Source organism: Paucibacter aquatile, from assembly GCF_002885975.1.
Classification (GTDB): Bacteria; Pseudomonadota; Gammaproteobacteria; order Burkholderiales; family Burkholderiaceae_C; genus Paucibacter_A; species Paucibacter_A aquatilis.
In genome coordinates, this window is sequence record NZ_POSP01000003.1 from 681,708 (window position 1) to 706,661 (window position 24,954).

At 66.8% G+C, this 24,954-nt stretch carries 16 protein-coding genes; 6 read left to right on the plus strand and 10 right to left on the minus strand.

Translation table 11 applies throughout. The features are described from left to right. Positions 1 to 3: 3 nt before the first annotated feature. Entirely contained in the window at positions 4 to 1,311 is a 1,308-nt protein-coding gene (locus C1O66_RS06270; RefSeq protein WP_279305043.1) for a DUF1501 domain-containing protein, read from the minus strand. Positions 1,312 to 1,356: 45 nt separating this feature from the next. Beyond that, a complete protein-coding gene (locus tag C1O66_RS06275) occupies positions 1,357 to 2,967 on the minus strand; it encodes a DUF1800 domain-containing protein (protein WP_102769496.1) in 1,611 nt (536 codons plus the stop codon). A gap of 173 nt (positions 2,968 to 3,140) precedes the next feature. Here C1O66_RS06275 and C1O66_RS06280 point away from each other — a divergent pair, with 173 nt between their 5' ends. Beyond that, positions 3,141 to 4,898: a DUF885 domain-containing protein gene (locus C1O66_RS06280; RefSeq protein WP_102767096.1), complete on the plus strand. Its 1,758-nt coding sequence runs from the start codon at positions 3,141 to 3,143 to the stop codon at positions 4,896 to 4,898. Positions 4,899 to 5,017: 119 nt separating this feature from the next. After that, a complete protein-coding gene (locus tag C1O66_RS06285; protein ID WP_102767097.1) occupies positions 5,018 to 9,853 on the plus strand; it encodes an NAD-glutamate dehydrogenase in 4,836 nt (1,611 codons plus the stop codon). An 841-nt stretch (positions 9,854 to 10,694) separates the two neighbouring features. On the opposite strand, the gene C1O66_RS06290 is transcribed toward C1O66_RS06285, so the two are convergent. After that, positions 10,695 to 12,083, minus strand: coding sequence for a transposase (locus tag C1O66_RS06290; protein WP_102769497.1), 1,389 nt, complete (start codon positions 12,081 to 12,083; stop codon positions 10,695 to 10,697). A gap of 114 nt (positions 12,084 to 12,197) precedes the next feature. Then, positions 12,198 to 13,211: a sulfate ABC transporter substrate-binding protein gene (locus C1O66_RS06295; RefSeq protein ID WP_102767098.1), complete on the minus strand. Its 1,014-nt coding sequence runs from the start codon at positions 13,209 to 13,211 to the stop codon at positions 12,198 to 12,200. A gap of 398 nt (positions 13,212 to 13,609) precedes the next feature. Here C1O66_RS06295 and C1O66_RS06300 point away from each other — a divergent pair, with 398 nt between their 5' ends. Both C1O66_RS06300 and acnA read left to right on the plus strand, forming a co-directional pair. After that, a complete protein-coding gene (locus C1O66_RS06300) occupies positions 13,610 to 14,902 on the plus strand; it encodes a trypsin-like serine protease (protein ID WP_102767099.1) in 1,293 nt (430 codons plus the stop codon). 185 nt (positions 14,903 to 15,087) lie between these two features. After that, positions 15,088 to 17,910 carry an aconitate hydratase AcnA gene (gene acnA / locus C1O66_RS06305; RefSeq protein ID WP_102767100.1) on the plus strand — a complete coding sequence of 941 codons (2,823 nt, stop codon included), beginning with the start codon at positions 15,088 to 15,090 and terminating at the stop codon, positions 17,908 to 17,910. A 56-nt stretch (positions 17,911 to 17,966) separates the two neighbouring features. On the opposite strand, the gene C1O66_RS06310 is transcribed toward acnA, so the two are convergent. The 5 genes from C1O66_RS06310 to C1O66_RS06330 form a co-directional block, all read right to left on the minus strand. Continuing rightward, a complete protein-coding gene (locus C1O66_RS06310; protein ID WP_102767101.1) occupies positions 17,967 to 18,668 on the minus strand; it encodes a riboflavin synthase subunit alpha in 702 nt (233 codons plus the stop codon). Between the two features lie 108 nt (positions 18,669 to 18,776). Beyond that, entirely contained in the window at positions 18,777 to 19,979 is a 1,203-nt protein-coding gene (locus C1O66_RS06315) for an ammonium transporter (RefSeq protein WP_102769498.1), read from the minus strand. A 360-nt stretch (positions 19,980 to 20,339) separates the two neighbouring features. After that, the gene (locus C1O66_RS23620; protein ID WP_133155117.1) at positions 20,340 to 20,924 is read right to left on the minus strand and encodes a hypothetical protein; all 585 of its coding nucleotides are present in this window, start codon (positions 20,922 to 20,924) and stop codon (positions 20,340 to 20,342) included. Between the two features lie 156 nt (positions 20,925 to 21,080). Beyond that, entirely contained in the window at positions 21,081 to 21,653 is a 573-nt protein-coding gene (locus C1O66_RS06325) for a hypothetical protein (protein ID WP_133155118.1), read from the minus strand. Positions 21,654 to 21,744: 91 nt separating this feature from the next. After that, positions 21,745 to 22,107, minus strand: coding sequence for an arsenate reductase (locus tag C1O66_RS06330; protein WP_102767104.1), 363 nt, complete (start codon positions 22,105 to 22,107; stop codon positions 21,745 to 21,747). 23 nt (positions 22,108 to 22,130) lie between these two features. Between C1O66_RS06330 and aat the strand changes: the two genes are divergently transcribed. Continuing rightward, positions 22,131 to 22,898: a leucyl/phenylalanyl-tRNA--protein transferase gene (gene aat, locus C1O66_RS06335; protein WP_102767105.1), complete on the plus strand. Its 768-nt coding sequence runs from the start codon at positions 22,131 to 22,133 to the stop codon at positions 22,896 to 22,898. Between the two features lie 69 nt (positions 22,899 to 22,967). Then, the gene (locus C1O66_RS06340; protein WP_102767106.1) at positions 22,968 to 23,777 is read left to right on the plus strand and encodes an arginyltransferase; all 810 of its coding nucleotides are present in this window, start codon (positions 22,968 to 22,970) and stop codon (positions 23,775 to 23,777) included. On the opposite strand, the gene C1O66_RS06345 is transcribed toward C1O66_RS06340, so the two are convergent. Then, the gene (locus C1O66_RS06345; RefSeq protein ID WP_102767107.1) at positions 23,760 to 24,914 is read right to left on the minus strand and encodes an NAD(P)/FAD-dependent oxidoreductase; all 1,155 of its coding nucleotides are present in this window, start codon (positions 24,912 to 24,914) and stop codon (positions 23,760 to 23,762) included. The two genes, C1O66_RS06340 and C1O66_RS06345, sit on opposite strands and share 18 nt — an antisense overlap. Between the last annotated feature and the right edge of the window lie 40 nt (positions 24,915 to 24,954).

Here is a 24,954-nt window from a genome sequence, read left to right on the forward strand (position 1 = left end):
CGCTCAGGCGCGCAGCAATCGCAGCCCACCGGGCGTGCCCGCCCACGCGGGCAGTTGGGGGAACACCGCCGCCAGCCCCGCGTCCTGCACACCCAGGTGGCGCTGCAGCAGCGGCGCCAGCACATGGCGGTAGTCGGTGACCACGGCCAAATCGCGGCCCTCGGCCAGGGCGGCCGTATCCAGGCCGGGCCACTCACCCAGCACCCGGCCGCCGGCCACCGCGCCGCCCAGCAGCCACATCACATTGCCGCGGCCATGGTCGGTGCCGCCGGTGCCGTTCTCGCGCACCGTGCGGCCGAACTCGCTCATCACCACCACCACGCTGTCGCGCCAGCTGTCGCCCAGGCCTTGCGCCAGCGCCTCCAGACCCTGGGCCAGGCTGGCCAGTTTGTTGGCCAGCTGACCCTGGGCCGCGCCCTGGTTGACGTGCGTGTCCCAGCCGCCCACCGAGGTGAAGGCCAGCTGGGTCTTGGGGTCCCGGCGGATCAGCTGCCCCAGGCGCCGTGCATCGGCGGCAAAGCTGCGGGCCGAGGCGGCGCCGCGGTCGGCGCTCTCGGCGCTCGGGGGGTGGGTGGCCGACATCGCCATCACAGGCGTGGCAGACGCGTCTGGCACCGACTCGCTGCCGGCCGCCATGCTGCGCTGCATTTGACCGCGGCCCTCGGCGGTGCTCTGAAAGGTGCGAGCCAGGGCCGGGTCTTCGGCATACAGCCGGGCCAGGCCGGCCTGCATGGCAGGCTGGTCGATGGCCTTGCGATCCAGGGCCCGCGGCCCCAGGCCCAGCGTGGCCACCGGCGCCGGACCGGCCAGGATGCGCGGCGGCGTGGCGCCCATGTTCAGCGCTCGGGTGGGGCCGGCCGAACCCGGCAACTGTGCGACCAGGCGGTTCATCCAGCCATCCGGCGTGCTCTTGCGGCCCGGGGTGCCAGATTCCAGATAGTCCTGTGCATCGAAGTGCGAGCGCGTTGGGTCCGGCGAGCCGCTGGCATGGACGAAGCCAAGGCTGCCCTCCGACCAGAAGGGCATCAGCGGCGCCAGCGCCGGGTGCAGCCCGAACAGCGAATCCAAGCGGAGCACCCCGCCCTCGGTGCCCGGGCTGCCCAAGGCCAGGCTGGGCCGGGCCGCCGCGTAGGCCGGGTCACCCCATGGCGCGACCACGCTCAGGCCGTCGACGGCGCCACGCAGCAGGATCACCACCAGCTTGCGGCGGCTGCTGGCGGGCTGGGCCATGGCCCTGGGGCTCAGGCCGGCCAGGCTCAGGCCCGCCAAACCGTGGCGCAGAACAAAGTGACGTCGACTCAGTTCAGTCATGGTGCGTGCATCCTCTTGCAGCAAAGCGATCCAACGACAGCGCGCTCAGCGCCGCATCCATTCAGGGCTGCCCAGCAGCAGGGCCAGCTGCAGCTCGGCCGGCTCCTGGGCCAACACGCTGCGCGTGTGTTCGCTGAGCAAAGGCGCCAGGGTCTTGAGCAGGCTGCCGCCCTGCCGGGACGCGCGCTCCACACCGGCTGTGCGCTCGTTCAAACGGCTCAGCCACTGGACCCGCTGGGACAGGGCCTCCGGGTTCATCCAGGCCGAGGCCAGGTTCTTGTAGCCATCGGGCGTGGCGGCGCCGTACAGCGGCATGCCGCTCTGCGCCAGCGCACCCAGCAGGGGCTGCATGTCCTGGGGCTGGGCGTCGAGCACACGCAGGCTGGAGAGCAGAAACTGGTAGGGCGTCTTGAACTTGCTGCGCAGATGCTCGCGCTGCCAGAAATGCTCGCTGCCGAGCAAAGTTTGCACCCAAGCCCGCAGATCACCGCCGCTGGCCAGAAAGCTGCGGCTCAGCTGGGCGACCAGCGCCTCGGGCGGCTCGTCGGCGACAAAGGCCTGGGCCAGCTTGAAGCTCAGATGGCGGGCGGTGGCCGGGTGGCTGGCCAGCACATCGAGCGCCCATTCGCCCTCGGCCTGACCGCGCGCCGTGACCGGCCGGCCCAGCCACTGCTTGGAGCCGTTGTCGTGGCGGCGCGGCGCGAACTCGAACAGATCGCCGCTGCCCTGCCGCCCCAGCGCCCCCCGCACGTCCACCGTCCAGCCGGTCAGCATGCGGGCCAGCTCGGTGACATCCGCCTGGCTGTAGCCACCGTCCACGCCCAGGGTGTGCAGCTCCATCAGCTCGCGGGCGTAGTTTTCATTGAGGCCGCGCGGCCGCGCCACTTGTTCGTCACCCAGACGAGCGGGCGGGCGGAAACCCGGCGCCACGCTCTGGGCGTTGTCCAGATAGAACAGCATGGCCGGGTGCTTGGCCGTGGCGCCCAGCATCTGGCGGAAGCGCCCCCAGATATGGGGCCGAATCGCCTCGCGCTCGTAGCTGCCGACCAGGGCGGCCACCGGCCCCTTGCCGGCGAAGACATTGAAGTGGTTGAACCAGAACTCCAGCAGCTGCTCCTCCAGCTGGGCCGAGCTGTGCAGGGCGCGCAGCAGGCGTTGCTCGGCCGCCTGAGCCAGGATGGGGCGCACCAGCTCGCGGCGGGCCTCCTGGGCACTCACCACACCTGCCGCGCCATTCGACGCACCATTCTCTGCACCCTTCGCCGCCGCTTCGCCGGCCTTGTCCAGGCGCGCCAGGCGGCGCGCCTCCTGGTACCGGCCCAGCAGGGCAGCCTGGCTGAGCGACACCGTATCCAACCCCTGCAGCCGAGCCTGCACCGACTCAGGCAAGACCTGCCCCCCTGCGCTGCCGCGCAGCTGCGCGGCCAGGAACTGCTCGAGCCAGGCCTCAGGCCCCAGGCGCTGCAACGCCGCCAGATCGGCTGGCCGCGGCCCGTAGCTCAGGCGGCACAGCGCGTGGACGGCCCGCTCCTGAGCCGTCAGGGGCTGCGCCAGCGGCTCGGACGGGCGGGCTTGTGCGAACACCGACCGCCATGTACCCGCCCAGGCGGCCAGGCCGCCCCAGGCCGCTGCTTGCAATCCAGATCGTCGAGACATCAACACGGCACGCTCCATCGGCCCAGACCCAGGCCCGGCCGCCATCATCTGGCACGTGAGGCTGCGCCAGCGTGTCTGATTTGCAAAGATGTGCAAGCGAATGGCGCCGGCTTGGGCCTGCGCCCACTGGCATAGGATGAGCCACCGCGATTCAGGCCCCGCCGCCCGCTGCCATGTTCGAACCTGCTGCCCCAACCGTCGTCCCCACGCCCAGCCCAACCCAGCGCCTGCACGCCTTGTTCGAGGCCTGCTGGGAACGCGAGCTGGCCGAGAACCCGCTGCAGGCCAGCTATATCGGCGACCCGCGTTTCAATGCGCTCTGGCCCGATCTGTCCGAGGAGGCGCAGGCGCGCAGCGAGGCCGCCAACCGCGCGGCCCTGGCCGAGCTCGAGGCCATAGCGGCGGCCGGCCTGCCCGAGAGCGAGCGGCTCAATGCGGAGCTGTTCCGCCACGAGTTGCGCACCCGGCTCGATGTCCTGCCCTTCCATCCGCTCGCCTGGGCGATCTCCGCGCGCGAGGGCCCGCAGGCCCTCAACGAAGTGGCCGAGCTGATGCCGCTGGACATAGCGGCCGACTTCGAGGTTTGGCTGCAGCGCCTGCGCGGCCTGCCCAACTACCTGCAGCAGTACGGCGAGTTGCTGGAGCGCGCCGCCGCCAGCGGCCGCACCCAGCCGCGCATCTTGATGGAACGCGTGCTGCCTCAGCTGGACGGCCAGTGCGTCAGCGAACCCGAGCTGAGCCCCTTCTTCAGCGCCTTCCGCCAACTGCCGGCGCGCATCGCGCCCGAGGAGGCCGAGGCCCTGCAGGCAGAAGCGCGCCAGGTGATCGCCGAAGCCGTGCTGCCGGCCTACCAGCACTTTCGCCGCCTGTTCGCCGAGCGCTATCTGCCGGCCTGCCGCGAGAGCGTGGGCATCTGGGACAGCCCGGACGGCAAGGCCTACTACGCCAACCGCATCGCCTTCCACACCAGCACCACGCTCAGCGCCGAGGACATCCACGCCATCGGCCTGGCCGAGGTGGGCCGCATCCAGGCCGAGATGCAGGCGGTGATGGACGAGCTGGGTTTCGAAGGCAGCCAGCCCGAGTTCTTCGAGCAGCTGCGCAGCGACCCGCGCCACTACTGCGGCAGCGAAGACGAGCTCTTCTGCGCCTATGTGATGGCGGCCAAAAAGATCGAGCCCGAGCTGCCCAAGCTCTTCGGCCGGCTGCCACGCATGCCTTACGGTGTGCGGCCGATTCCCATGAGCAGCGCTCCCAACACCACGGCGGCCTACTACAGCGCCCCGTCCGATGACGGCCGCCGCGCCGGTTACTACTACGTCAACCTCTACCGGCCGGAGATGCGGCCCAAGTTCGAGATCGAGGTGCTGACCAGCCACGAGGCCATGCCCGGCCATCACCTGCAACTGGCCCTGGCTCAGGAGCTGGGCGAGCTGCCCAAGTTCCGCCGCTTTGCCGGCTACAACGCCTACCTGGAGGGCTGGGCGCTCTACAGCGAGCGCCTGGGCTATGAGCTGGGGCTCTACCAAGACCCCTACTCGCGCTTCGGCCAGCTCAGCTACGACATGTGGCGCGCCGTGCGCCTGGTGCTGGACACCGGCCTGCATGCCATGGGCTGGAGCCGCGAGCAGGCGATCGACTACTTCCGCGCCCAAGCCCCCAAGAGCGAGCTGGACATCGTCAACGAGGTAGACCGCTACATCGGCTGGCCCGGCCAGGCCCTGTCCTACAAGATCGGCCAGCTGCACATGCTGGCCCTGCGGGCGCGGGCCGAGCGGGCCTTGGGCGAAGGCTTCGATCTGCGTGCCTTCCACGACATGCTGCTGGACAGCGGCGCCCTGCCCCTGGATCTGCTGGAGCGCAAGGTCAGCGACTGGCTGGCCGGCCTGCAGTTTTCCAGCGAAACGCCGAAAACCCTGAAGTCCGTCTGAGCCGGCAAGGCCTGACCCTGCGTCTTCTCAAACCGAGAAGCCTCGCTTGCTGGTTAAATGGCTGTCGCAATGCCCGGGCACACTGGACACACAAGCATCCTTCCAAGGAGACAAGAGCAATGACCGACCCCCAAGAAGCGCTGCAAAGCGAACGCATCGACACCGTGCTGGCCCTGGCCGCCAGCCGCCCGCTGGCCGCCGAGCACAAGGGCTTGATCGAGAGCTTTGGCCGCGAGTATTTCGCCCGCCTCGACCCGGAAGACCTGCTGGCCCGCACGCCCGAGGATTTGCTCGGCGCCCTGCTTTCGCATCTGCAGTTCGGCGCCAAGCGCCTGCCCGGTCAGACCCTGGTGCGGGTGCAGAGCCCGGCAGTCGCCGAGCATGGCTGGGCCTCGCGCCACTCGGTCATCGACATCGTCAATGACGACATGCCCTTTCTGGTCGACACCACGACCATGGAGATCAATCGGCAAGGCCTGACCCTGCACCTGATCATCCACCCGATTTTTGCCGTCGAGCGCGATGCAGCCGGCCAGCTCAAGGCCATCGGGCCGCGCCGCGAAGGCGCCGAGGCCAGCGGCCAGCGCGAATCCTGGATGCATATCGAGGTGGACCGCATCATCGACGCCCAGCAGCGCCAGGAGCTGGTCGCCGGCATTGAGCGCGTGCTGGCCGATGTGCGCACCGCCGTCGAGGACTGGAAGCCCATGGTCGGCCGCCTGCGCCAGGTGATCGATGAGCTGAACCAGGCCCCGGCCAGTCTGCGCGCCGCCCACATCAAGGAAAGCGTGGCTTTTCTGGAATGGCTGGCCGATGACCACATCACCCTGCTGGGCTACCGCTGCCACGACCTGGTCTTCGACCAGGATGGCAAGGAAGCCCTGAGCCTGCAGCCCGGCAGTGGCCTGGGCCTGCTGCGAGAAACCGAGCAAGAGAAACTCTCGACCGGCTACTCCCTGCTGCCGGCCAATGCCCGCGCCATGGCGCGGGCGCCCGAACCGACCGTGATGGTCACCAAGGCCAACACCCGCTCCACCGTGCACCGCGCCGGCTACACCGATTACGTCGGCATCAAGCGCTACAACGCGGCCGGCGAGGTGATCGGCGAGCACCGCTTCATCGGCCTCTTCACCTCCACCGCCTACAGCGCCCGCGTCTCCGAGACGCCCATCCTGCGCAGCCGCGTCGGCGCCATCACCACGCGCGCCGGCCTGCCGCCGGGCGGCCATCTGGCCAAGGCCTTGCAGCACATCCTGGAGACCTACCCGCGCGACGACCTCTACCAGATCTCGGACGACGAGCTCTACGAAACCGCCCTGGGCATCCTGGCCCTGGGCGAGCGCCAGCGCCTGCGCCTGTTCGTCTGCCGCGATCCTTTCGAGCGCTTCTTCAGCTGCCTGGTCTATGTGCCACGCGAGGCCTACTCGACCGATATGCGCATCAAGTTCCAGCGCATCCTGATGCAGGTCTTCAGCGGCACCAGTGCCGAGTTCGATGTGCAGCTCAGCGATGCCGTGCTGGCCCGCATCCACTTCACCGTGCGCACCACGCCTGGGCAAGTGCCGCTGTACGAGCGCCGTGACATCGAGGCCAAGCTGACCGCCGCCGCCCGCCGCTGGGACGACGACCTGCGCGACGCCCTGATCGATGCCGAGGGCGAGGCCCGTGGCCTGGAACTGTTCAAGCGCTGGGGCGCCGGCTTCCCGGCCGGCTACCGCGAGCGCGTCAGCGCCCGCGCCGCCGTGCCCGATGTGCTGAAGATCGCCGGCCTGAACGGCGACAACCCGCTGGCCCTGGCCCTCTACCGCCCCTTGGGCGGCGAGGCGGGCAGCCTGGGCTTCAAGGTCTATCGCCGCGGCGCCTCGGTGGTGCTGTCCGACAGCCTGCCCATGCTGGAGCACATGGGCGTGCGCGTGCTCGGCGAGTACAACCACCGCATCCTCGACGCCGCTGGTGCCGATGCCGCGGACGGCAGCGACAGCGTGTCCCTGCACGATTTCCAGCTGCAGGCCGCCGTGTCCGACGAGATCGAGCCCGAGGCCTTGTCCAAGCTGTTCGAGGACACCTTCGCCCGGGTCTTCCGCGGCGAGGTCGAGAACGACGATTTCAACCGTCTGGTGCTGCGCGCGGGCCTAGCCAGCGACGAGATCGTGGTGCTGCGCGCCTACGCCAAATACCTGCGCCAGATCGGCTTTGCGCTCTCGCAGGCCAGCATCGAGGCCACGCTGGCGGCGCACCCGCGCATCGCCCGCATGCTGGTGGGCCTGTTCAAGCTGCGCTTCGACCCCGAGGCCCATGACGCCGCTGGCGCCACCGCCCAGGTCAACGCCATCGAGAAGGCGCTGGAGAAGGTCTCCAATCTGCAGGAAGACCGGGTGCTGCGCCAGCTGCTGGCCCTGATCCTGGCCACGCTGCGCACCAATTTCTGGCGCACCGGCATCGGCCACTCGGGCGCGCCGGGCGCACGCCGCAGTTTCGTCAGCTTCAAGCTGGACTCGGCCAAGGTGCCGGGCCTGCCCGAGCCGCGGCCGCTGTACGAGATCTTTGCCTACTCGCCGCGCTTCGAAGGCATTCACCTGCGCGGCGGCAAGGTCGCCCGTGGCGGCCTGCGCTGGTCTGATCGACCGGAAGACTTCCGCACCGAAGTGCTGGGCCTGGTCAAGGCGCAGATGGTCAAGAACACCGTCATCGTGCCGGTGGGCAGCAAGGGCGGCTTTGTGCTGAAAAAGGCGCCACCGTCCAGCGAGCGCGAGGCCTTCATGAAGGAAGGCGTGGCCTGCTACCAGGACTATCTGCGCGCCCTGCTCGACCTGACCGACAACTACGCGGGGGGTCAGGTCGTGCCACCGCCCCAGGTGCTGCGCATGGACGAGGACGACCCCTACCTCGTGGTTGCCGCCGACAAGGGCACGGCCACTTTCTCCGACTACGCCAACGCGGTCAGCGCCGAATACGGCCACTGGCTGGGCGACGCTTTTGCCTCGGGCGGCTCGATCGGCTATGACCACAAGGCCATGGGCATCACCGCCCGCGGCGCCTGGGAGTCGGTCAAACGCCATTTCCGCGAGATGGGCCTGGACACACAGAGCCAGGAGTTCACCGTGGTCGGCGTGGGCGATATGTCGGGCGATGTGTTCGGCAACGGCATGCTGCTGTCGCCGCACATCCGCCTGGTGGCCGCCTTTGACCACCGCCATGTCTTCATCGACCCGAATCCCGATGCGGCCAAGAGCTTTGCCGAGCGCGACCGGCTGTTCAAGCTGCCGCGCTCCAGCTGGGCCGACTACGACGCCAGCCTGATCTCGGACGGTGGCGGGGTCTGGGCACGCTCGGAAAAGTCGATCCCGATCTCGCCGCAGGCGCGCGCCGTGCTGGGCATCGAGGCCGAGCGCTTGGCGCCAACCGAGCTGCTCAGCGCCATCCTCAAGGCGCCCGTGGACCTGCTCTACAACGGCGGCATCGGCACCTACATCAAGAGCAGCGGCGAAAGCCATGCCGATGTCGGCGACCGGGCCAACGATGCCTTGCGCATCAACGGCGCCGACTTGCGCTGCAAGGTGGTGGCCGAAGGTGGCAATCTGGGCTGCACCCAACGCGGCCGGGTCGAGGCGGCGCTGCATGGCGTGCGCATCAACACCGACGCGATCGACAACTCGGCCGGCGTGGACACCTCAGACCATGAGGTCAACATCAAGATCTTGCTGGGTCTGGCCACCGGCGACGGCGAGATGACGGCCAAGCAGCGCAATGCCCTGCTGCCGCAGATGACGGACGATGTCGCCGCCCTGGTGCTGCGTGACAACTACTTCCAGACCCAGGCCCTGTCGATTGCCCGACGCCAAGGCGTCAGCCTGATCGACTCGCAGGCGCGCTTCATCCGCTTCCTAGAGCGCAATGGTCAGCTCAACCGCGCCATCGAGTTCCTGCCCACCGACGATGAGATCAAGGAACGCAAAGCCCGTGGCGTGGGCCTGACCAGCCCCGAGTTGGCCGTGCTGCTGGCCTACAGCAAGATGTGGCTGTCCGATCAGCTGATGAGTTCGGACCTGCCCGAGGACGCCTGGATCGGCACTGCTCTGGCGCGCTATTTCCCGCCCCTGCTGCGCGAGAAGTTCGCGGCCCTGATTCCGCGCCACCCGCTCAAGCGCGAAATCATCGTCACCCATGTGCTGAACAGCATGCTCAACCGCGTGGGCGCGACCTTTGTGCACCGCCTGAGCGAATCGACCGGCGCCAAGCCGGCGCAGATCGTGCGCGCCTACCTGGCCACCCGCGAGGTCTTCGGCTTTGTGCCCCTGTGGCTGCAGATCGAGGCTCTGGACAACAAGGTGCCCGATGAGGTGCAGGCCGAGCTGATCAACGAGCTGGGCCGCCTGGGCAGCCATGCCACCACCTGGTTCCTGCGCTCACGCCGCCTGGCCGAGCCCATGGAGCAGGTGTTCCAGCGCTTCACGCCGGCGGTGGATGCCTTGCGTGCCCGCGTGCAAGCCCAGGCCCTGCAATCGCCACGCGCCGAAGCCTGGGTGGCCGCCGGTGTGCCGAGCGAGTTGGCGCAGGCCGTGATCACGGCCGAGGCCTTGTTCGCCGCCCTGGACATTGCCGAGATTGCCGACGCAACGCAACAGCCCCTGGGCGAAGTGGCCGATGTGCATGCCAGCCTGGGCGAACGCCTGGGCCTGGCCCGCCTGCGCCAGCAGATCGACGCCCTGCCGACCGACAGCTACTGGCAGACGCAAGCCAAGGCCGCGCTGGGCGACGATCTGGCCGGCCTGCAACGCCAGATCGCCCACGATGTACTGAGCCATGCCGGCGAGCAAAAGCTGAGCGCCTGGGAGCAAAGCAACCAGGCCGCGCTGGAACGCGCCCAACGCCTGCTGGCCGAACTCAGCGAGGCCAAGGGCGTGGACCTGGCCATGCTGTCGGTCGCCCTGCGAGAACTGCGCAACCTGGCCTGAGCTTTCTTGCGGCCATGACAAAGCCCCGCCCGGGCAAGCAGCCTGGGCGGAGTTTGTTTCTGTACCGTCAGGTTGGATCGACGGGCCGTTTTGCTCGCTGCACAGAGCAGCCACTCGGTGTTCTCGTGAGGCCCTGCAGCCCGTGCCGCTGCCGGGCTCATGGTTCCGGGGTCGGCCCTGGCGGGCCGACTTCCCTGCGCTGCTCGCGCCTCGGGGCTGGCGCATAACTCACTTCGCTCCCTGCGTTCGCTTCGTTCAGACAGAAGCGCCAAGTCAGAACTTGAAGCGCGCGTACCCGCGCGCGCCCCGAGGCGCTGTGCTGCTCGGCCCGGCACAAATCGCCCGGCAGCGGCACGGGCTGCAGGGCGCTTGCATCGCGGTCGATCTGCCCCTTCCACGGTGGAGGACACCACTTCCGGAGGTGGCTCGGCTCGCCGACGGGCGATTTGTGCGCGGCCGAGGGCGCAGCGGAGCGGCTCAGGCGCGCGCCGAAGCTTGCTTCAAGCGCGCTTCAAGCTCTGACTCGGCGCCACTGTTTGACCACAGTGAGCGCAGCGAACGGAGGGAGTTTGGCGCCGCTGAGCCGCGGAGTGAGCACCGAGGGGAGTCGGCTCAAAGAGCCGACCCGCGAACCATGAGCCCGGCGGCGGGCCGGGCCACCGCAGCGAGAAAGATCAATCAAGACAGCGGAGGTCCGCAATGTGCCTATTCTGTTGAAAAAGTCGCTGATCGGCTCGAAGGCGACGTTGCGGAAGGGAAGGCGAAGGCGCTCAACTCACCTTTTCTTCGTCTGAACCAGGTCTTTCGACCCGGTTTTGAGGTTAATCGATGGGGTTTCGCCTCAAGCGGGCGTAGCTGTGCCTTGAGTTGGTGGACCTTGCGGCACCCGCATCGCCAAACGACGCAGGTTTTGTACTGCCGCAGCCATCGTGAACTCGTCCATCGCGCCACTAAGTCCTCGCAGGCGCAAGCGATCCAGCCGCAGGATTCGCTTCAGGTGGGCAAACAGCATTTCCACCTTCTTGCGTTGGCAACGTGAGCGCTCGTACTGTTCGGTGGTGGCAATCTTGCGCCCTACGTCCCGTGCGGCTTCGTGAACGCTGCGAACGATCTTGCGCATAGGGGTGGTGGGGCAGCAGCGCTGCTTCTCGGGGCAGTTGGCGCAATCTTGTTGGCTCGCACGGTAAATCACAGTGTCGGCCTTGGTGATGTGACTGCGCTCAATCTTGAAGACGCGCCACTGGCTGCGCAGCGGGCGACCTTGTGGGCAGGTGTATTCCTTGGCCTGCTCGTCCCAAGTGAACTCGTTGCTTGAGAGCGTGCCGTCATCGCGCTGCGTGCGATCCCAGACGGGCACATGGGGTTCGATGCCCTTTTCGTCCACCATCCAACTCAGCATGGGCGCCGTGCCGTAGGCCGTGTCGCCGATCAACCGCTCGGGCTTGAGGCCGAACTGCTCCTGCACTCGATCAACCATCAGTTTGGTCGACTCGACCTCGGCGGTGCGGTGGGCCGGCGTGGCCTGGACATCCATGATCACGCCATGCTCGGCATCGATGAGGTAATTCGTCGAGTAGGCGAAGAACGCGGGGCCGCCCGTCGCCGCCGTCCAACTTGCTTGTGGGTCGGTCAGCGAAATCTTCTTGGGTAGGACCTTGCCAAGGGCTTCGGCATCTAATCCTTCCAGGTACTCGCGCACGGCGCGTGTGCTCAGTGCTGGATCTTTCCAGTCAACCGACTCGGTGCCAGCCACACCACGCTGGCTGCTGGCATCGGCCTCCACGATGCTGGCATCTACTGCAAAGCCCTCAGCCTTGACGAGGCCGGCTGCCATACAGCGACGCACGACCTCATCGAACAACCAACGGAACACGCCGCTGTCACGGAAGCGCCCATGGCGATTCTTCGAGAAAGTGGAGTGATCGGGTACGGCGTCTTCCAGGCTCAGTCGGCAGAACCAACGGTAGGCCAAGTTCAAGTGCAACTCCTCGCACAGGCGGCGCTCGGAGCGGATGCCATAGCAGTACCCGACGACCAACATGCGCAGCATCAACTCAGGGTCGATGGACGGGCGGCCGATCTGGCTGTAATGCTCGGCCAGGTGCTCACGCAGGCCAGCGAAGTCAAGGCAGCGATCAATGCCGCGCAGCAGATGATTCTGGGGAATGTGGTCTTCGAGGTTGAACGAATAGAACAACCGATCTTGCCCGCTCGCTTGTCGTCCCATCATCTCGACGCCCTCCAAGATTCGACCGGCTAACACTCAAATTGTACGGTGCACAAGCGGGTCGAGGTAGGGACTTTTTCAACAGAATATGCCGATTGCTGCCTCCAAACTCGCTTCTCATCGCCCCGGCGTGAAGATCTGATCGAACACACCACCGTCGGCAAAATGGGTCTTCTGCGCCGTGCGCCAGCCGCCGAAAACCTCATCGACCGTGATCAGCTTGCTTTGCTTGAATTGCTTGGCATAACGCGCAGCCACCTTGACATCGCGCGGGCGGTAGAAATGGCGTGCTGCAATATCCTGGCCTTCCGGCGTGTAGAGAAACTCCAGATAAGCCTGCGCCTGCTTGCGTGTGCCGCGCTTGTCCACCACCTTGTCCACCACGGACACCGGCGGCTCGGCCAGGATGCTGAGGCTGGGCGTCACGATCTCGAACTTGTCAGCACCCAGCTCCTTCTGCGCCAGACAGGCCTCGTTCTCCCAGAAGATCAGCACATCGCCAATGCCACGTTCCGTGAAGGTGGTCAGCGAGCCGCGCGCGCCCGAGTCCAACACCTTGGTATTGGCATAAATGCGTTTGACGAAGGCCTTGGCCGATTCGGCATTGCCGCCCGGCTGGCTCAGGGCAAAAGCCCAGGCTGCCAGATAGTTCCAGCGCGCGCCGCCCGAGGTCTTGGGATTGGGGGTGATCACATCCACGCCGCAGCGAGCCAGGTCCGGCCAGTTGCTGATGTGCTTGGGGTTGCCCTTGCGCACCAGGAAGACGATGGTCGAGGTGTGAGGGCTGGCATTGTTGGGCAGGCGCTTCTGCCAATCCACAGGCAGCAGTTTGCCCGCGTCATGCAGAGCGTCGATGCCATAGGCCAGGGACAGGGTCACGACGTCGGCTTCGAGGCCGTCAATCACCGAGCGCGCCTGCTTGCCCGAACCACCATGCGATTGCTTGACCGTCAAGGTCTCGCCGGTCTTGGCTTTCCAGTGCTTGGCAAAGGCGTTGTTGAATTCCTGATACAGCTCACGGGTCGGGTCGTAGGACACATTGAGCAGGGTGGTTTGAGCCTGAGCCAAGCCAGCGCCGCCCAGTGCGGCAGCGGCAGCCCAAACGGAAAGAGTACGACGCAAGAGGTTCATGGCAGGCAAAGGCTTCAAGGCAGCGCAAAGAGGTGAAGGGATGCGCCGGACTGTAGGTAGGGGGCCCCGGGCCGCAAACAAGAAGAATCGGTTTGCTTATGCAAAAAACGAGCAAGCTCTGAATGTGCCGATAGCCAGCGAATAAGCCGAGGAACGATCCTGGGGTTGGGCCTGATGCAAGCTCTTACAGGCTCCAGCCCGTTCGGTGGCTTCAGCGGGAATTCACCGCCGTTTTTCAGGGTTAGCACCATGCCCGAACGCGGCCCCTGAACGCACCATCGCCAGCCGCAAGAACAGCGATCGATCCGCAGCTCTTGCAAGCCCTGACCCTCTGCACAGCCCCATGAACAGGGACTTCAGCTCGGATCAGGCTGTTCATCCCCAACCGGAGATCTGCGATGACCTACCGCCGTACCCCCCGCAACACCCCACACCCAGTTTCACTCGCCAGACTAAGCGCGCGCCTGACCCTGGCCGCCAGCCTCGGGCTGCTCGCGGGCGGAAGCTTCGCCCAGACGGCCGCCAGCGGCGTCGCGGCCAAACCCGACGAAGCCACGCCTCAGATCGTGGGCGGCACCGTGACCACGCCCTACTCCCGCCCCTACCAAGTGGCGCTGCTCATGAACGGCCGCCAGGGTTGCGGCGGCACCCTGATCAGCCCGAACTGGGTGCTGACGGCTGCGCACTGCGTGGACGGCGCATCCACCGCCAGCCTGACGGTGCAGGTCGGCGCGCACAGCATCAGCCGGCGCGATGGGCAGAACATCCGGGTCAGCCAGATCATCAGCCACGAGAACTGGCGCGGCGCGCAAGGCATCCGCTCCGGCTGGGACATTGCCGTGCTTCGCCTGGCCAGCCCCGCACCGGCCAACATCACGCCGGCCAAGCTGCCCACCGCGGCGATCGAATCGCAAATCGCGGGCGTGGGCCGCTATGTCACCGTGTCTGGCTGGGGCCTGACCAGCAACGGCGGCAGCCCCAGCGATGTGCTGCGTGAGGTCAACCTGCCGGTGCTGAGCAACTCCACCTGCAGCAGCGAGATGGCCTTCAACCTGCCAGCCTCGGTGATCTGCGGCGGCGGCACCGGCGGCGTGTCGGCCTGCAACGGTGACAGCGGTGGTCCGTTTGCGGCCAGCGCCAACGGCAAGTTCTACAGCATCGGTACGGTCAGCTGGGGCAACTCCTGCCGCGGCGCGACGGTGTTCACACGAACCAGCAGCTATCTCGACTGGATCGCCCAGCGAACCGGCGTGCGCCCGGACACCGATGTGCCGCCCGACCAGGCACCTGTGGCCCGCTTCAACGCCACCGTCACCGGGCTCAACGTTGTCTTCAGCGATGCCTCCACCGACGACAAGGGCATCAGCCGCTGGGCATGGAACTTCGGTGATGGCAGCAGCTCCACCCAGTCCTCGCCCAACCATGCCTACGCAAGCGCAGGCAGCTATACCGTGACCTTGACGGTCACGGACACGGCCAACCAAAGCAACACCAGCTCGCAAGTGCTGCGCGTGGGCGGTGGCGGAGACACAGGCTGCGGCGGTGTGGCGGCCTGGAGCGCCACCAAGCTGTACGCCATTCGCGATGTGGTCAGCTACAAGGGCAAAAAGTACCAGGCCATCTGGTGGTCGCAAGCCGCGCAGCCGGACATCTACAGCAACGTCTGGTCCGCGCAAGGCAGCTGCAACTGAGCGGGCCTCGCCTTTGGCGAGCTGCCCCTGGCATTGAGCCCCGCCACGCTGCGTGAGCCGGGGCTCGTGCGCCACGGGGCCAGGAGGTCGCCTGCATGCGGGGCGGCCTCCTCCGCTTTGAAGGGCTACTCGCTGCTGTCATCAAGACAGGCTCACAATCAGCCTCCATCTCCCAGGAGGCATTGATGACCGAATCCACGCCCATCGAGCAGCAAGCAGCGCCCGGATCCGCACAAGCGGCACATCCCTTCGCCCACACCCTGCGCCACTTCGAGTTCGGCAAGGCTCGCAGCGGCCGCTTGTTCTCGCTGCCGGCCTTGAGCGTGCAGTTCCCGCAGATCACGCGGCTGCCGGTCAGCCTGCGCATCATGCTGGAGTCCTTGCTGCGCCACTGCGGCGAGCCGGGCGTGACGCCCGAGCATGTGGCCCAGCTGGCGCAATGGCAGCCGGTGTCGGCCGAGCCGCGCAGCCTGGAGATCCCCTTCCCCGTGGCCCGCGTGGTGCTGCAGGATTTCACCGGCGTGCCCCTGCTGGCCGACCTGGCCGCCATGCGCGATGTCGCCACCAGCCTCGGCCTGCCCGCCAAGAACATCGAGCCCCTGGTGCCGGTGGACCTGGTGGTGGACCACTCGGTGATGATTGACCACTACGGCAGCGCCGACGCGCTGGACCTGAACATGAAACTGGAATTCCAGCGCAACCGCGAGCGTTACCAGTTCATGAAATGGGGCATGCAGGCCTTTGACACCTTCCGCGTCGTGCCGCCCGGCTTCGGCATCGTCCACCAGGTGAACCTGGAGTATCTGGCGCGCGGCGTGCACAAAAGCGGCCCCAAGGACGACAAGGGCGCCAAGCTCTACTACCCCGACAGCCTGGTCGGCACCGACAGCCACACCACCATGATCAACGGCATCGGCGTGGTCGGCTGGGGCGTGGGCGGCATCGAGGCGGAAGCCGCCATGCTGGGCCAACCGGTCTATGTGCTGACGCCCGATGTGGTCGGCTTCGAGCTGCGCGGCGAGCTGCGCGAGGGCGTCACCGCCACCGACCTGGTGCTCAGCGTCACCGAGATCTTGCGGCGCGAGAAAGTGGTCGGCCAGTTCGTCGAGTTCTACGGCCCTGGTGTGGCCCGCCTGAGCGTGCCTGACCGCGCCACCATCGCCAATATGGCGCCCGAGTACGGCGCCACCATGGGCTTCTTCCCGGTGGACGAGAAAACCCTGGACTACTTCCGCGGCACTGGCCGCACCGGCCGCGAGATCGCCGCCTTCGAAGCTTATTTCCGCGCCCAGGGCCTGTTCGGCATCCCCGGCACGCCCGAGGCCTCGCCCGAGCTGCAGCAGATCGAATACAGCCGCCGCATCGTGCTCGACCTGGGCCAGGTCACGCCCTCGCTGGCCGGCCCCAAGCGGCCGCAGGACCGCATCGAAATCACCCACCTGAGCCAGCGTTTTGCCGAACTCTTCAGCTCGACGGACAGCGCCAGCGGTTTCAACCAGCCGGCCGAAAAGCTCACGCAGAGCTTCCCCACCCGCAGCGGCCTGGCCCTGCGCAATGGCGATGTGCTGATCGCCGCCATCACCTCCTGCACCAACACCTCCAACCCCAGCGTGATGCTGGCCGCCGGCCTGCTGGCCAAAAAGGCGGTGGAGGCCGGCCTGCGCGTGGCCCCGCACATCAAGACCTCGCTGGCCCCGGGCTCGCGCGTGGTCACCGAGTACTTGCAAGTGACCGGCCTGCTGCCCTATCTGGAGCAGCTGGGCTTCAATGTGGCGGCCTATGGCTGCACCACCTGCATCGGCAATGCCGGCGACCTGACGGCCGAGATCAACGAAACCATCACGGCCAATCAGCTCATCTGCGCCGCCGTGCTCTCGGGCAACCGCAACTTCGAGGCCCGCATCCACCCCAACCTCAAGGCCAACTTCCTGGCCTCGCCGCCCCTGGTGCTGGCCTATGCCCTGGCCGGCAATGTGCAGGTGGACCTGATGACCGAACCGGTGGGCCGCAACAGCGAAGGCCGCGAGATCTTCCTGGGCGACATCTGGCCGCACAGCGATGAAGTCCATGCCCTACTCAGCCAGGCCATGAACCCCAAGACCTTCCGCGCCAACTACGAGCAGGTGGAGCGCAAGCCCGGCAAGCTCTGGAAGCAGATCGAAGGCGTCAGCGGCGACAGCTACGACTGGCCCAGCAGCAGCTACATCGCCCGCCCGCCCTTCTTCGCCGGCTTCGAGATGCAGCCCCCGCAAAGCGGCGCAGCTGGCGCAGGCAGCGCAGGCGGCGTGCAGGGCGCCCGCATCATGGCCTTGTTCGGCGACTCCATCACCACCGACCACATCTCGCCCGCCGGCTCCATCAAGGCCAGCTCACCGGCCGGGCTCTACCTGCAGGCCCAAGGCATCAAGGCCGTTGACTTCAACAGTTACGGCAGCCGCCGCGGCCACCACGAGGTGATGATGCGCGGCACCTTTGCCAACGTCCGCATCAAGAACCTGATGCTGCCACCCGGCCCCGACGGCCAGCGCATCGAAGGCGGCCTGACCCTGCAGCAGCCCGGCGGCGAGCCCCGCCCCATCTACGACGCCGCCATGGCCTACCAGGCGGCCGGCGTGCCGACCGTGATCTTTGCCGGCGAGGAATACGGCACCGGCTCCAGCCGCGACTGGGCAGCCAAGGGCACGGCGCTGCTGGGCATCAAGGCCGTGGTGGCTCGCTCCTTCGAGCGCATCCACCGCGCCAACCTGGTCGGCATGGGCGTGCTGCCCCTGCAGTTCCTGCCCGGCGAGAGCTGGCAAAGCCTGGGCCTGCGCGGCGATGAAGTCATCGATATCGTCATCGACGGCGAGCTGACACCGCAGCGCCAGGCCGAGCTGCGCATCCACCGCGCCGATGGCACACAGCGCAGCGCCCCGCTGCTGCTGCGCATCGACACACCGATCGAGGTGCTGTACTACCAGCACGGCGGCATCCTGCCCTTTGTGCTGCGCGACTTGCTGCGGGCTTGAAAAATGGACGGGGGAAAGGCGCCCGTCGGTCCGCCCGCTCGCTCGCCCAGCCGGGCTCAGCCGCCCAGCACGCCGTCCAGGCTCTGGCCTTGCGAGGCCAGCCAGGCCTCCAGCGCCGGCAGCAGCGGGCCCAGGCGCTCGTCCACCGCAGCGCGCACCGTGTCCACCATGACCTGGGTCTGGCGCTCGATCTCGATGTGCAGGGCTGCGCCCACGCCCTTTTCGGCGAAGGTGGTCATGCGCAGGGTTTCGGGGATCAGCCAGACCTCGAACCAGCCCGAGCCGTCGCGCTCGCGGCCGGCTTCGGCCACGGTCAGGCTGGCGCCGTTCACCGCGATATAGCCTTTGGCGAAGATGTAGCGCATCCACGGCGCGGGCACGCCGATGCGGATGACATGGTTGTTCTCGGGCTGGCGGATGGCCTGCACCGTGGCCATGAAATCGACGTGGCCGGACAGCGGGTGGCCGCCGATCTCGGCGCCGTCGCGCGCGGCGCGCTCGACATTGAGCCGGCTGCCCGGCTGCAGCGCGCCCAGCGTGGTGAGGTTCAGGCTCTGCTGCATCACATCGAAGTCGGCGCGGTCGGCCGCCTCGTCCAGCGCCGTCACCGTCAGGCACACGCCGTCTGAGGCCACGCTGGCGCCGATCTCCAGGCCCTGGCAGAAGCCGGGCGGGAACTGCAGCGTGAAGCTGCGCAGACCGGGGCGGTCTTGCAGGGCGGCCACCTGGGCCACGGCTTGAACAATGCCTGTGAACATCGTGATTGAACTGCGGTGAATGAAGAAGACCCTAGGCCCAAAACGCCACCACCGCCCGAAGGCGGTGGGAGACAGGCAGCCCAATTGGGGGAATGCGCTGGCCTGAGCTTACCAGCTGACCTCGCGGTCCGGCGTGGCGCCGATTTTGTGGATGGACAGGTCGGCACCGTCGAACTCTTCTTCCTGGCTCAGGCGCAAGCCAACAAAACGCTTGAGCAGGCCGTAGACCACAAAGCCGCCGGCCAAGGCCCAGGCCACGCCGGCCAGGGTGCCGATCAGCTGCGACCAGAAGCTCACACCGCCCACGCCGCCGCCGGCCTGGCTGCCGAAGATGCCGCAGGCAATGCCGCCCCAGGCACCGCAGAGGCCGTGCAGAGGCCACACGCCCAGCACATCGTCGATCTTCCAGCGGTTCTGCGTCAGGGTGAACATCTTGACGAAGATGTAGCCGGCCACCGCGCCGGTGATCAGGGCGCCATGCGGGTGCATCACGTCCGAGCCCGCGCACACGGCCACCAGGCCGGCCAGCGGGCCGTTGTAGGCGAAGCCAGGGTCGTTGCGGCCGGCCAGCACGGCGGCCAGGGTGCCGCCCACCATGGCCATCAGCGAATTGACGGCCACCAGGCCCGAGATCTTGTCCAGGGTCTGCGCGCTCATCACATTGAAGCCGAACCAGCCCACCGCCAGCACCCAGGCGCCCAGGGCCAGGAAGGGAATGCTGGACGGCGGATGCGCGCTGATGGCGCCGTCCTTGCGATAGCGGTTCATGCGCGGGCCGAGCAAGAGCACGGCGGCCAGCGCGATCCAGCCGCCCACCGCATGCACGACCACCGAGCCGGCAAAGTCATGAAACTCGGCGCCGAACTGGGCTTTGAGCCAGGATTGAAAACCAAAGCCCTGGTTCCAGACCAGGCCCTCGAACAGCGGGTAGATCAGGCCCACGATCACGGCCGTAGCCGCCAGCTGCGGGCCGAAGCGGGCCCGCTCGGCAATGCCGCCGCTGATGATGGCCGGAATCGCCGCCGCAAAGGTCAGCAGGAAGAAGAACTTCACCAGCTCATAGCCATTGCGCGCCGCCAGGCTTTCGGCCCCGGTGAAGAAGTGCACGCCGTAGGCCACGCTGTAGCCCACCAGAAAGTAGGCCACCGTGGACACCGCGAAATCCACCAGGATCTTGACCAGAGCATTGACCTGGTTCTTCTTGCGCACCGTGCCCAGCTCCAGAAAGGCAAAGCCCGCATGCATGGCCAGCACCATGATGGCGCCGAGCAAGATGAACAGCGCGTCTGCGCCTTGCTTGAGTGATGACAGAGAGGAAGTAGTGTCCATGGGGCGGGCGGGCTGGCTTGTTGTCGGGTCTGGTGGCCGGCCCTTCCTCTTTTCTTTGCACCATCGGAGGGCCAGACGCACCAGATCAGCAAGAACAGTGCCCAAATTGGCGCAGGACTAATCGGGAACGCGCGCACCAAACCAATGCATCAAGCTTCATTTCGGGGCGCGAACGCACCAGGGATGAGCGCTAGAGCCGGCGACCGTGGCTGGCCCTTCAGGTCCCAACAGCCCCGATTTTTGAGCAGGCCAAGCCGAGCAAAAGCCACGAATGGCCGGATGCCTCTCCTGCAAGCAGCAGGGCGCCAAGGCTTCTGCTGACCGAGCGGCTGACGCGAAAACTTAGGTCAGCAAGCAAACATTCCCTCGACTGCTAGGACGATACAGCTCCACTCGATACTCCTCCTGTGACGGAGCGCTTGAGGTCCACGCGGAGCCGCCTGCGGTGGCAGGGCGCGGACGGACCCAAATGAAATGATGGCTTGGAATGGCATGCCATTGCGGGTCGGATCGAGCAAGGGGCCAGGTGTCATCGTTTTGGTACAGGCGAACAACATCGCCGCGAATCTCTTCCTTGCCAACAACCTCATTGATTTGATAGCCAGCATGAACGTAACCCTGGCTTTCCTTCACAACCGCACCATCAGCGAGCACAGCGCGAACTGTGTATCCGCCCTCACCCGGAATATGGATACGAGCGACTGCGCGCTCTCCGACCGCCAAAGGCTTCAACTGCCACGTGGCGTCTGACACTGAGTTCTTGAAACGTACTTCGAGGTAGCGCAAAGCTTGACCGCTTTGGTTCTCGATGTTGATTGTGGCCAGCGGTAGAAACCACTGCTTCACTCCTGCTGTAACAGCGCCAGCGGCGAAGCCGACCGCCAATAGCAGGAACGCAGCCAAAACAAATTGGATTGAGCGCTTCATATGATGAACCACGGCATGCAATGAAACTTAACGTTTGAGCTAACTGGCCTGCGACGGCAGGACACCGAAGGGCCAGAATGACATGAGGCCCGAAGGTGGCATGCCGTTGCGGGTCCGCTTGAGCGAAGGGTTGGGCGTCGTTGCACGCGACGGCATTTAGCACCCAATAAGCGATGGCTTAGCCTTCGCGATGACTTGTGAACTTACCGGTCTGATAGATGCAACCTCGGCCGTGTAGCTCCTGTGATCGCATTCGACCCAGGAGGAAAAAGACTTGATCGTGAGTGAGGCTGGCAATTCATACCTGGGCATGACTCCGTTCAACAGCGCATCGGTCCTTTTTCGACCAAGCAAAGGCAGAAGCAGTACCCGAGGTTTCTTGTCCAAAGCGATGGAGGAGACGGGCCGCGGATAGAAGCGGCCCACGGCAGCTGGCAACTTCCGGCGAGACGAATCGTCGGGAACAAAGAAGGCTTCTCCGTCCGTGTCTCGGTCGTCGGTAATGTCGGGGAGTCGGTCAAACTCGATCACCAAAGTACCGGTGAGGCGGACCGTACCAACAAATCTCGCAAAGTATCCATCCTCGCCGCCATCAGAGCGGCTAATGAGCTTAAGCGACAAAGCACCGTCCGAATACTCAGATCGCTCAGGACGGTCCGATGCGCTTGCCTGCGGCGAGGCCGTCGCAGCGAGCGAGAGGAACAATAGAGATACACGAAGGACTTTCATGACGCCCAACTTTGTTACCAAGTCTGCTCAGTTTGGGTATCCAACGCGAAACGCTTGAGTGCCCGCGAGCCACCCGGAAGAAAAAGCCCACTCACCCGCCCCCCGCCACCTTCTCCCCAAACACCTCCACCCCAAACCCCACCGTGAAGCTGCCATCCGACCAGCGCACCAGCGGGCGCTTGATGACGCTGGGCTGGGCCAGGGCGAGTTGGGTGGCGCTGCTGGCGTCGACGACGGCGGCTTTGGTCGCTTCGTCGAGCTTGCGCCAGGTGGTGCCGGCGCGGTTGATCACCTTGTCCCAGCCCAGGGCCGCCATCCAGAGGGGCAGTTGGTCGGCGGGGACGCCGGCTTTCTTGAAGTCGTGGAATTCAACCGTCAGACCGGGCTGTTCTTGCAGCCAGGTGCGGGCGCGTTTGACGGTGTCGCAGTTGGGGATGCCATAAACGGTAATCATGGGTCGCACGCTACCATGACCGCATGATCGATTGGTTGGATGAACGCAGCCTGGACTTCCCCCCGACGCAGCGCGCGCTGGGACCCGAGTCCGACGCCCCGGGCCTGCTGGCCGCCGGCGGCGACCTCCGCCCCGAGCGCCTGGCCGCAGCCTACGCGCGCGGCATCTTTCCCTGGTACGGGCCCAATCAACCGCCGCTGTGGTGGGCGCCGGACCCGCGCATGGTGCTGCAGACCGCCCATTTCAAGCTCTCCCGTTCGCTGCGCAAGACCTTGCAGCACTTCATCCGCACGCCGGGCTGCGAGATCCGGGTGGACAGCGCCCTACCCGAGGTGCTGCGCGCCTGCGCCCAGGCGCCGCGCGAGGGCCAGAGCGGCACCTGGATCCTTCCCGAGATGCAGGCCGCCTACCTGGCCTGGTCACGGGCGCAGGGCGCCGTGCACAGCATCGAGACCTGGATGGACGGCGAGCTGGCGGGTGGGCTCTACGGCATCAACCTCGGCGGCATGTTTTTCGGGGAATCGATGTTCATGCGCCGCACGGATGCATCCAAGATCGCCCTGGCCGCCCTGGTCTGCCTGTGCCGCCGGCATGGCATCCCCTGGATCGACTGCCAGCAGAACACCCGCCACCTGGCCTCGCTGGGCGCCGCCGAAGTGCCGCGTCAGCAGTTCGAGGCCCACATCCAGCAAGCCCTGCAGCGGCCGACGCCACAGGATTGGACCTATCATCCGGCGCTGTGGGCACAGCTGGGCCCGGCGTTTGACCGGGATGCTGGATTCGAGCCCTGATCCGGAGCATTCGCCCGACGCTCTCCCCCACCTTCTTCCACCCAATTTGCCGCCACCGAGCCGACGACCGTGACCCATCTGAAAGAGCTTCCGCTGGCCCAGCTGCAGTTCTACGCCACGGCCGCCTACCCCTGCAGCTACCTGGCGGACCGCCAGGCGCGCTCCCAGGTGGCCACGCCCAGCCACCTGATCCACGCCGACGCCTACTCCAGCCTGGTGGCGGCCGGTTTTCGGCGCAGCGGCCTGTTCACCTACCGGCCGTTCTGCGATGGCTGCAAGGCCTGCGTGCCCATGCGCATCCCGGTGGCCAGCTTCAAGCCCAGCCGCAGCCAGCGCCGCGCCCTGCGCCAGCACCAGCATCTGCAGGCCAAGGTCATGCGCCTGGGCTACAGCCAGGAGCACTACGAGCTCTACCTGCGCTACCAGGCCGCGCGCCACTCGGGCGGCGGCATGGACCACGACAGCGTCGAGCAGTACAGCCAGTTCCTGCTGCAAAGCCGCATCAACTCACGCCTGGTGGAGTTCCGCGAGCGCCGTGACGATGGCGAGATGGTGCTCAAGATGGTCTCCATCCTGGACATCCTCAGCGACGGGCTCTCGGCCGTCTACACCTTCTACGAGCCCGAGGAGCGCTGCAGTTACGGCACCTACAACGTGCTCTGGCAGATCCAGCAGACGCGCGATCTGCAGCTGGCCCACCTCTACCTCGGCTACTGGATCGCCGAGAGCGGCAAGATGGCCTACAAGGCCGATTTCCGCCCGCACCAGCTGCTGCAGCAAGGCCAGTGGCAGTGGGCGGAGGACAGCGAGGACGGCGTGGGCGGCGTAGGCAGCACTGCGAGCTCGGGCCCAGCGCCAGACTTAATCCAGGAGCGCTGACACCCGCTCGGCCACCGCCAGGCAGCTGGTCAGCCCGGGGGACTCCAGGCCCAGCAGCTGCACCAGGCCAGGCAGGCCATGCTCGGCCGGACCTTCGATGCGGAAATCAGCGGCCGGCTCGCCCGGGCCGCTGATCTTGGGCCGCACGCCGGCATAGGAGGCTTGCAGGCGGCCCTCGGGCAGATCGGGCCAGTAACGGCGCACTTCGGCGGCAAAGCGCTCGCCGCGCGCGGGGTCGACGCGGTAGTCCAGCGCGTCCGGGTCGCTGACGCCGTCCAGCCATTCCACATCGGGCCCGAAGCGGGCCTGACCTCCCAGATCCAGGGTCAGGTGCACGCCCAGGCCCGCGGCTTGTGGCATGGGATAGATCAGGTGCGAAAAAGGCGCGCGGCCCGAGAGCGAGAAATAGCTGCCCTTGCAAAAGCGCGGCTCCGGCTGATGGCGGGCGGCCAGGCCCTCGGTGGCCCGGGCCAAGGCCGGTGCCCACAGGCCGGCGGCATTGACCACACGCGGGCTCAACACAGCATAAGGCTCAGCACCGGCCTCGGCCTGCAACTCCACCCGCCACAGCCCCCCCTGGCGGCACAAGGCCCCGACCGCGCTGCCCACGGCCACACAGCCGCCCGCGGCCTCCAGCTCGCCCTGCAGAGCCAGCATCAGCGCATGGCTGTCGACGATGCCGGTCGAGGGCGAGAGCAAGGCCGCCTCGCAGCGCAACGCCGGCTCCAGGGCCCGCGCCTGCGCAGCACTCAAGGCTTGCACATCGTCCACGCCATTGCGCCGCGCCTGCTCGGCCAGGGCCTGCAGGGCCGGCAGCTGGGCCGCCTCGGTGGCCACCAGCAGCTTGCCGCAGCGCCGGTGCGGCACGGCATGCGAGGCGCAGAAGTCGTAGAGCAGCTCGCGGCCGCGCACGCACAGCTCGGCCTTGAGCGAGCCGCTGGGGTAGTAGAGCCCGGCATGGATCACCTCGCTGCTGCGCGAGCTGATGCCGCTGCCGATCTGGCCGGCACGCTCCAGCACCAGGGTTTCCAGGCCTCGCTGGGCCAAGGCCCGGCCCACGGCCAGGCCCAACACGCCGGCGCCCACCACCACGGCATCCACGCGGTCCAAAGCCGCCTCTGGCCACAGCTCATTCATGCAGGGGACTCGCTTTCCTTTGTTTGACTCGTCTTGCTCC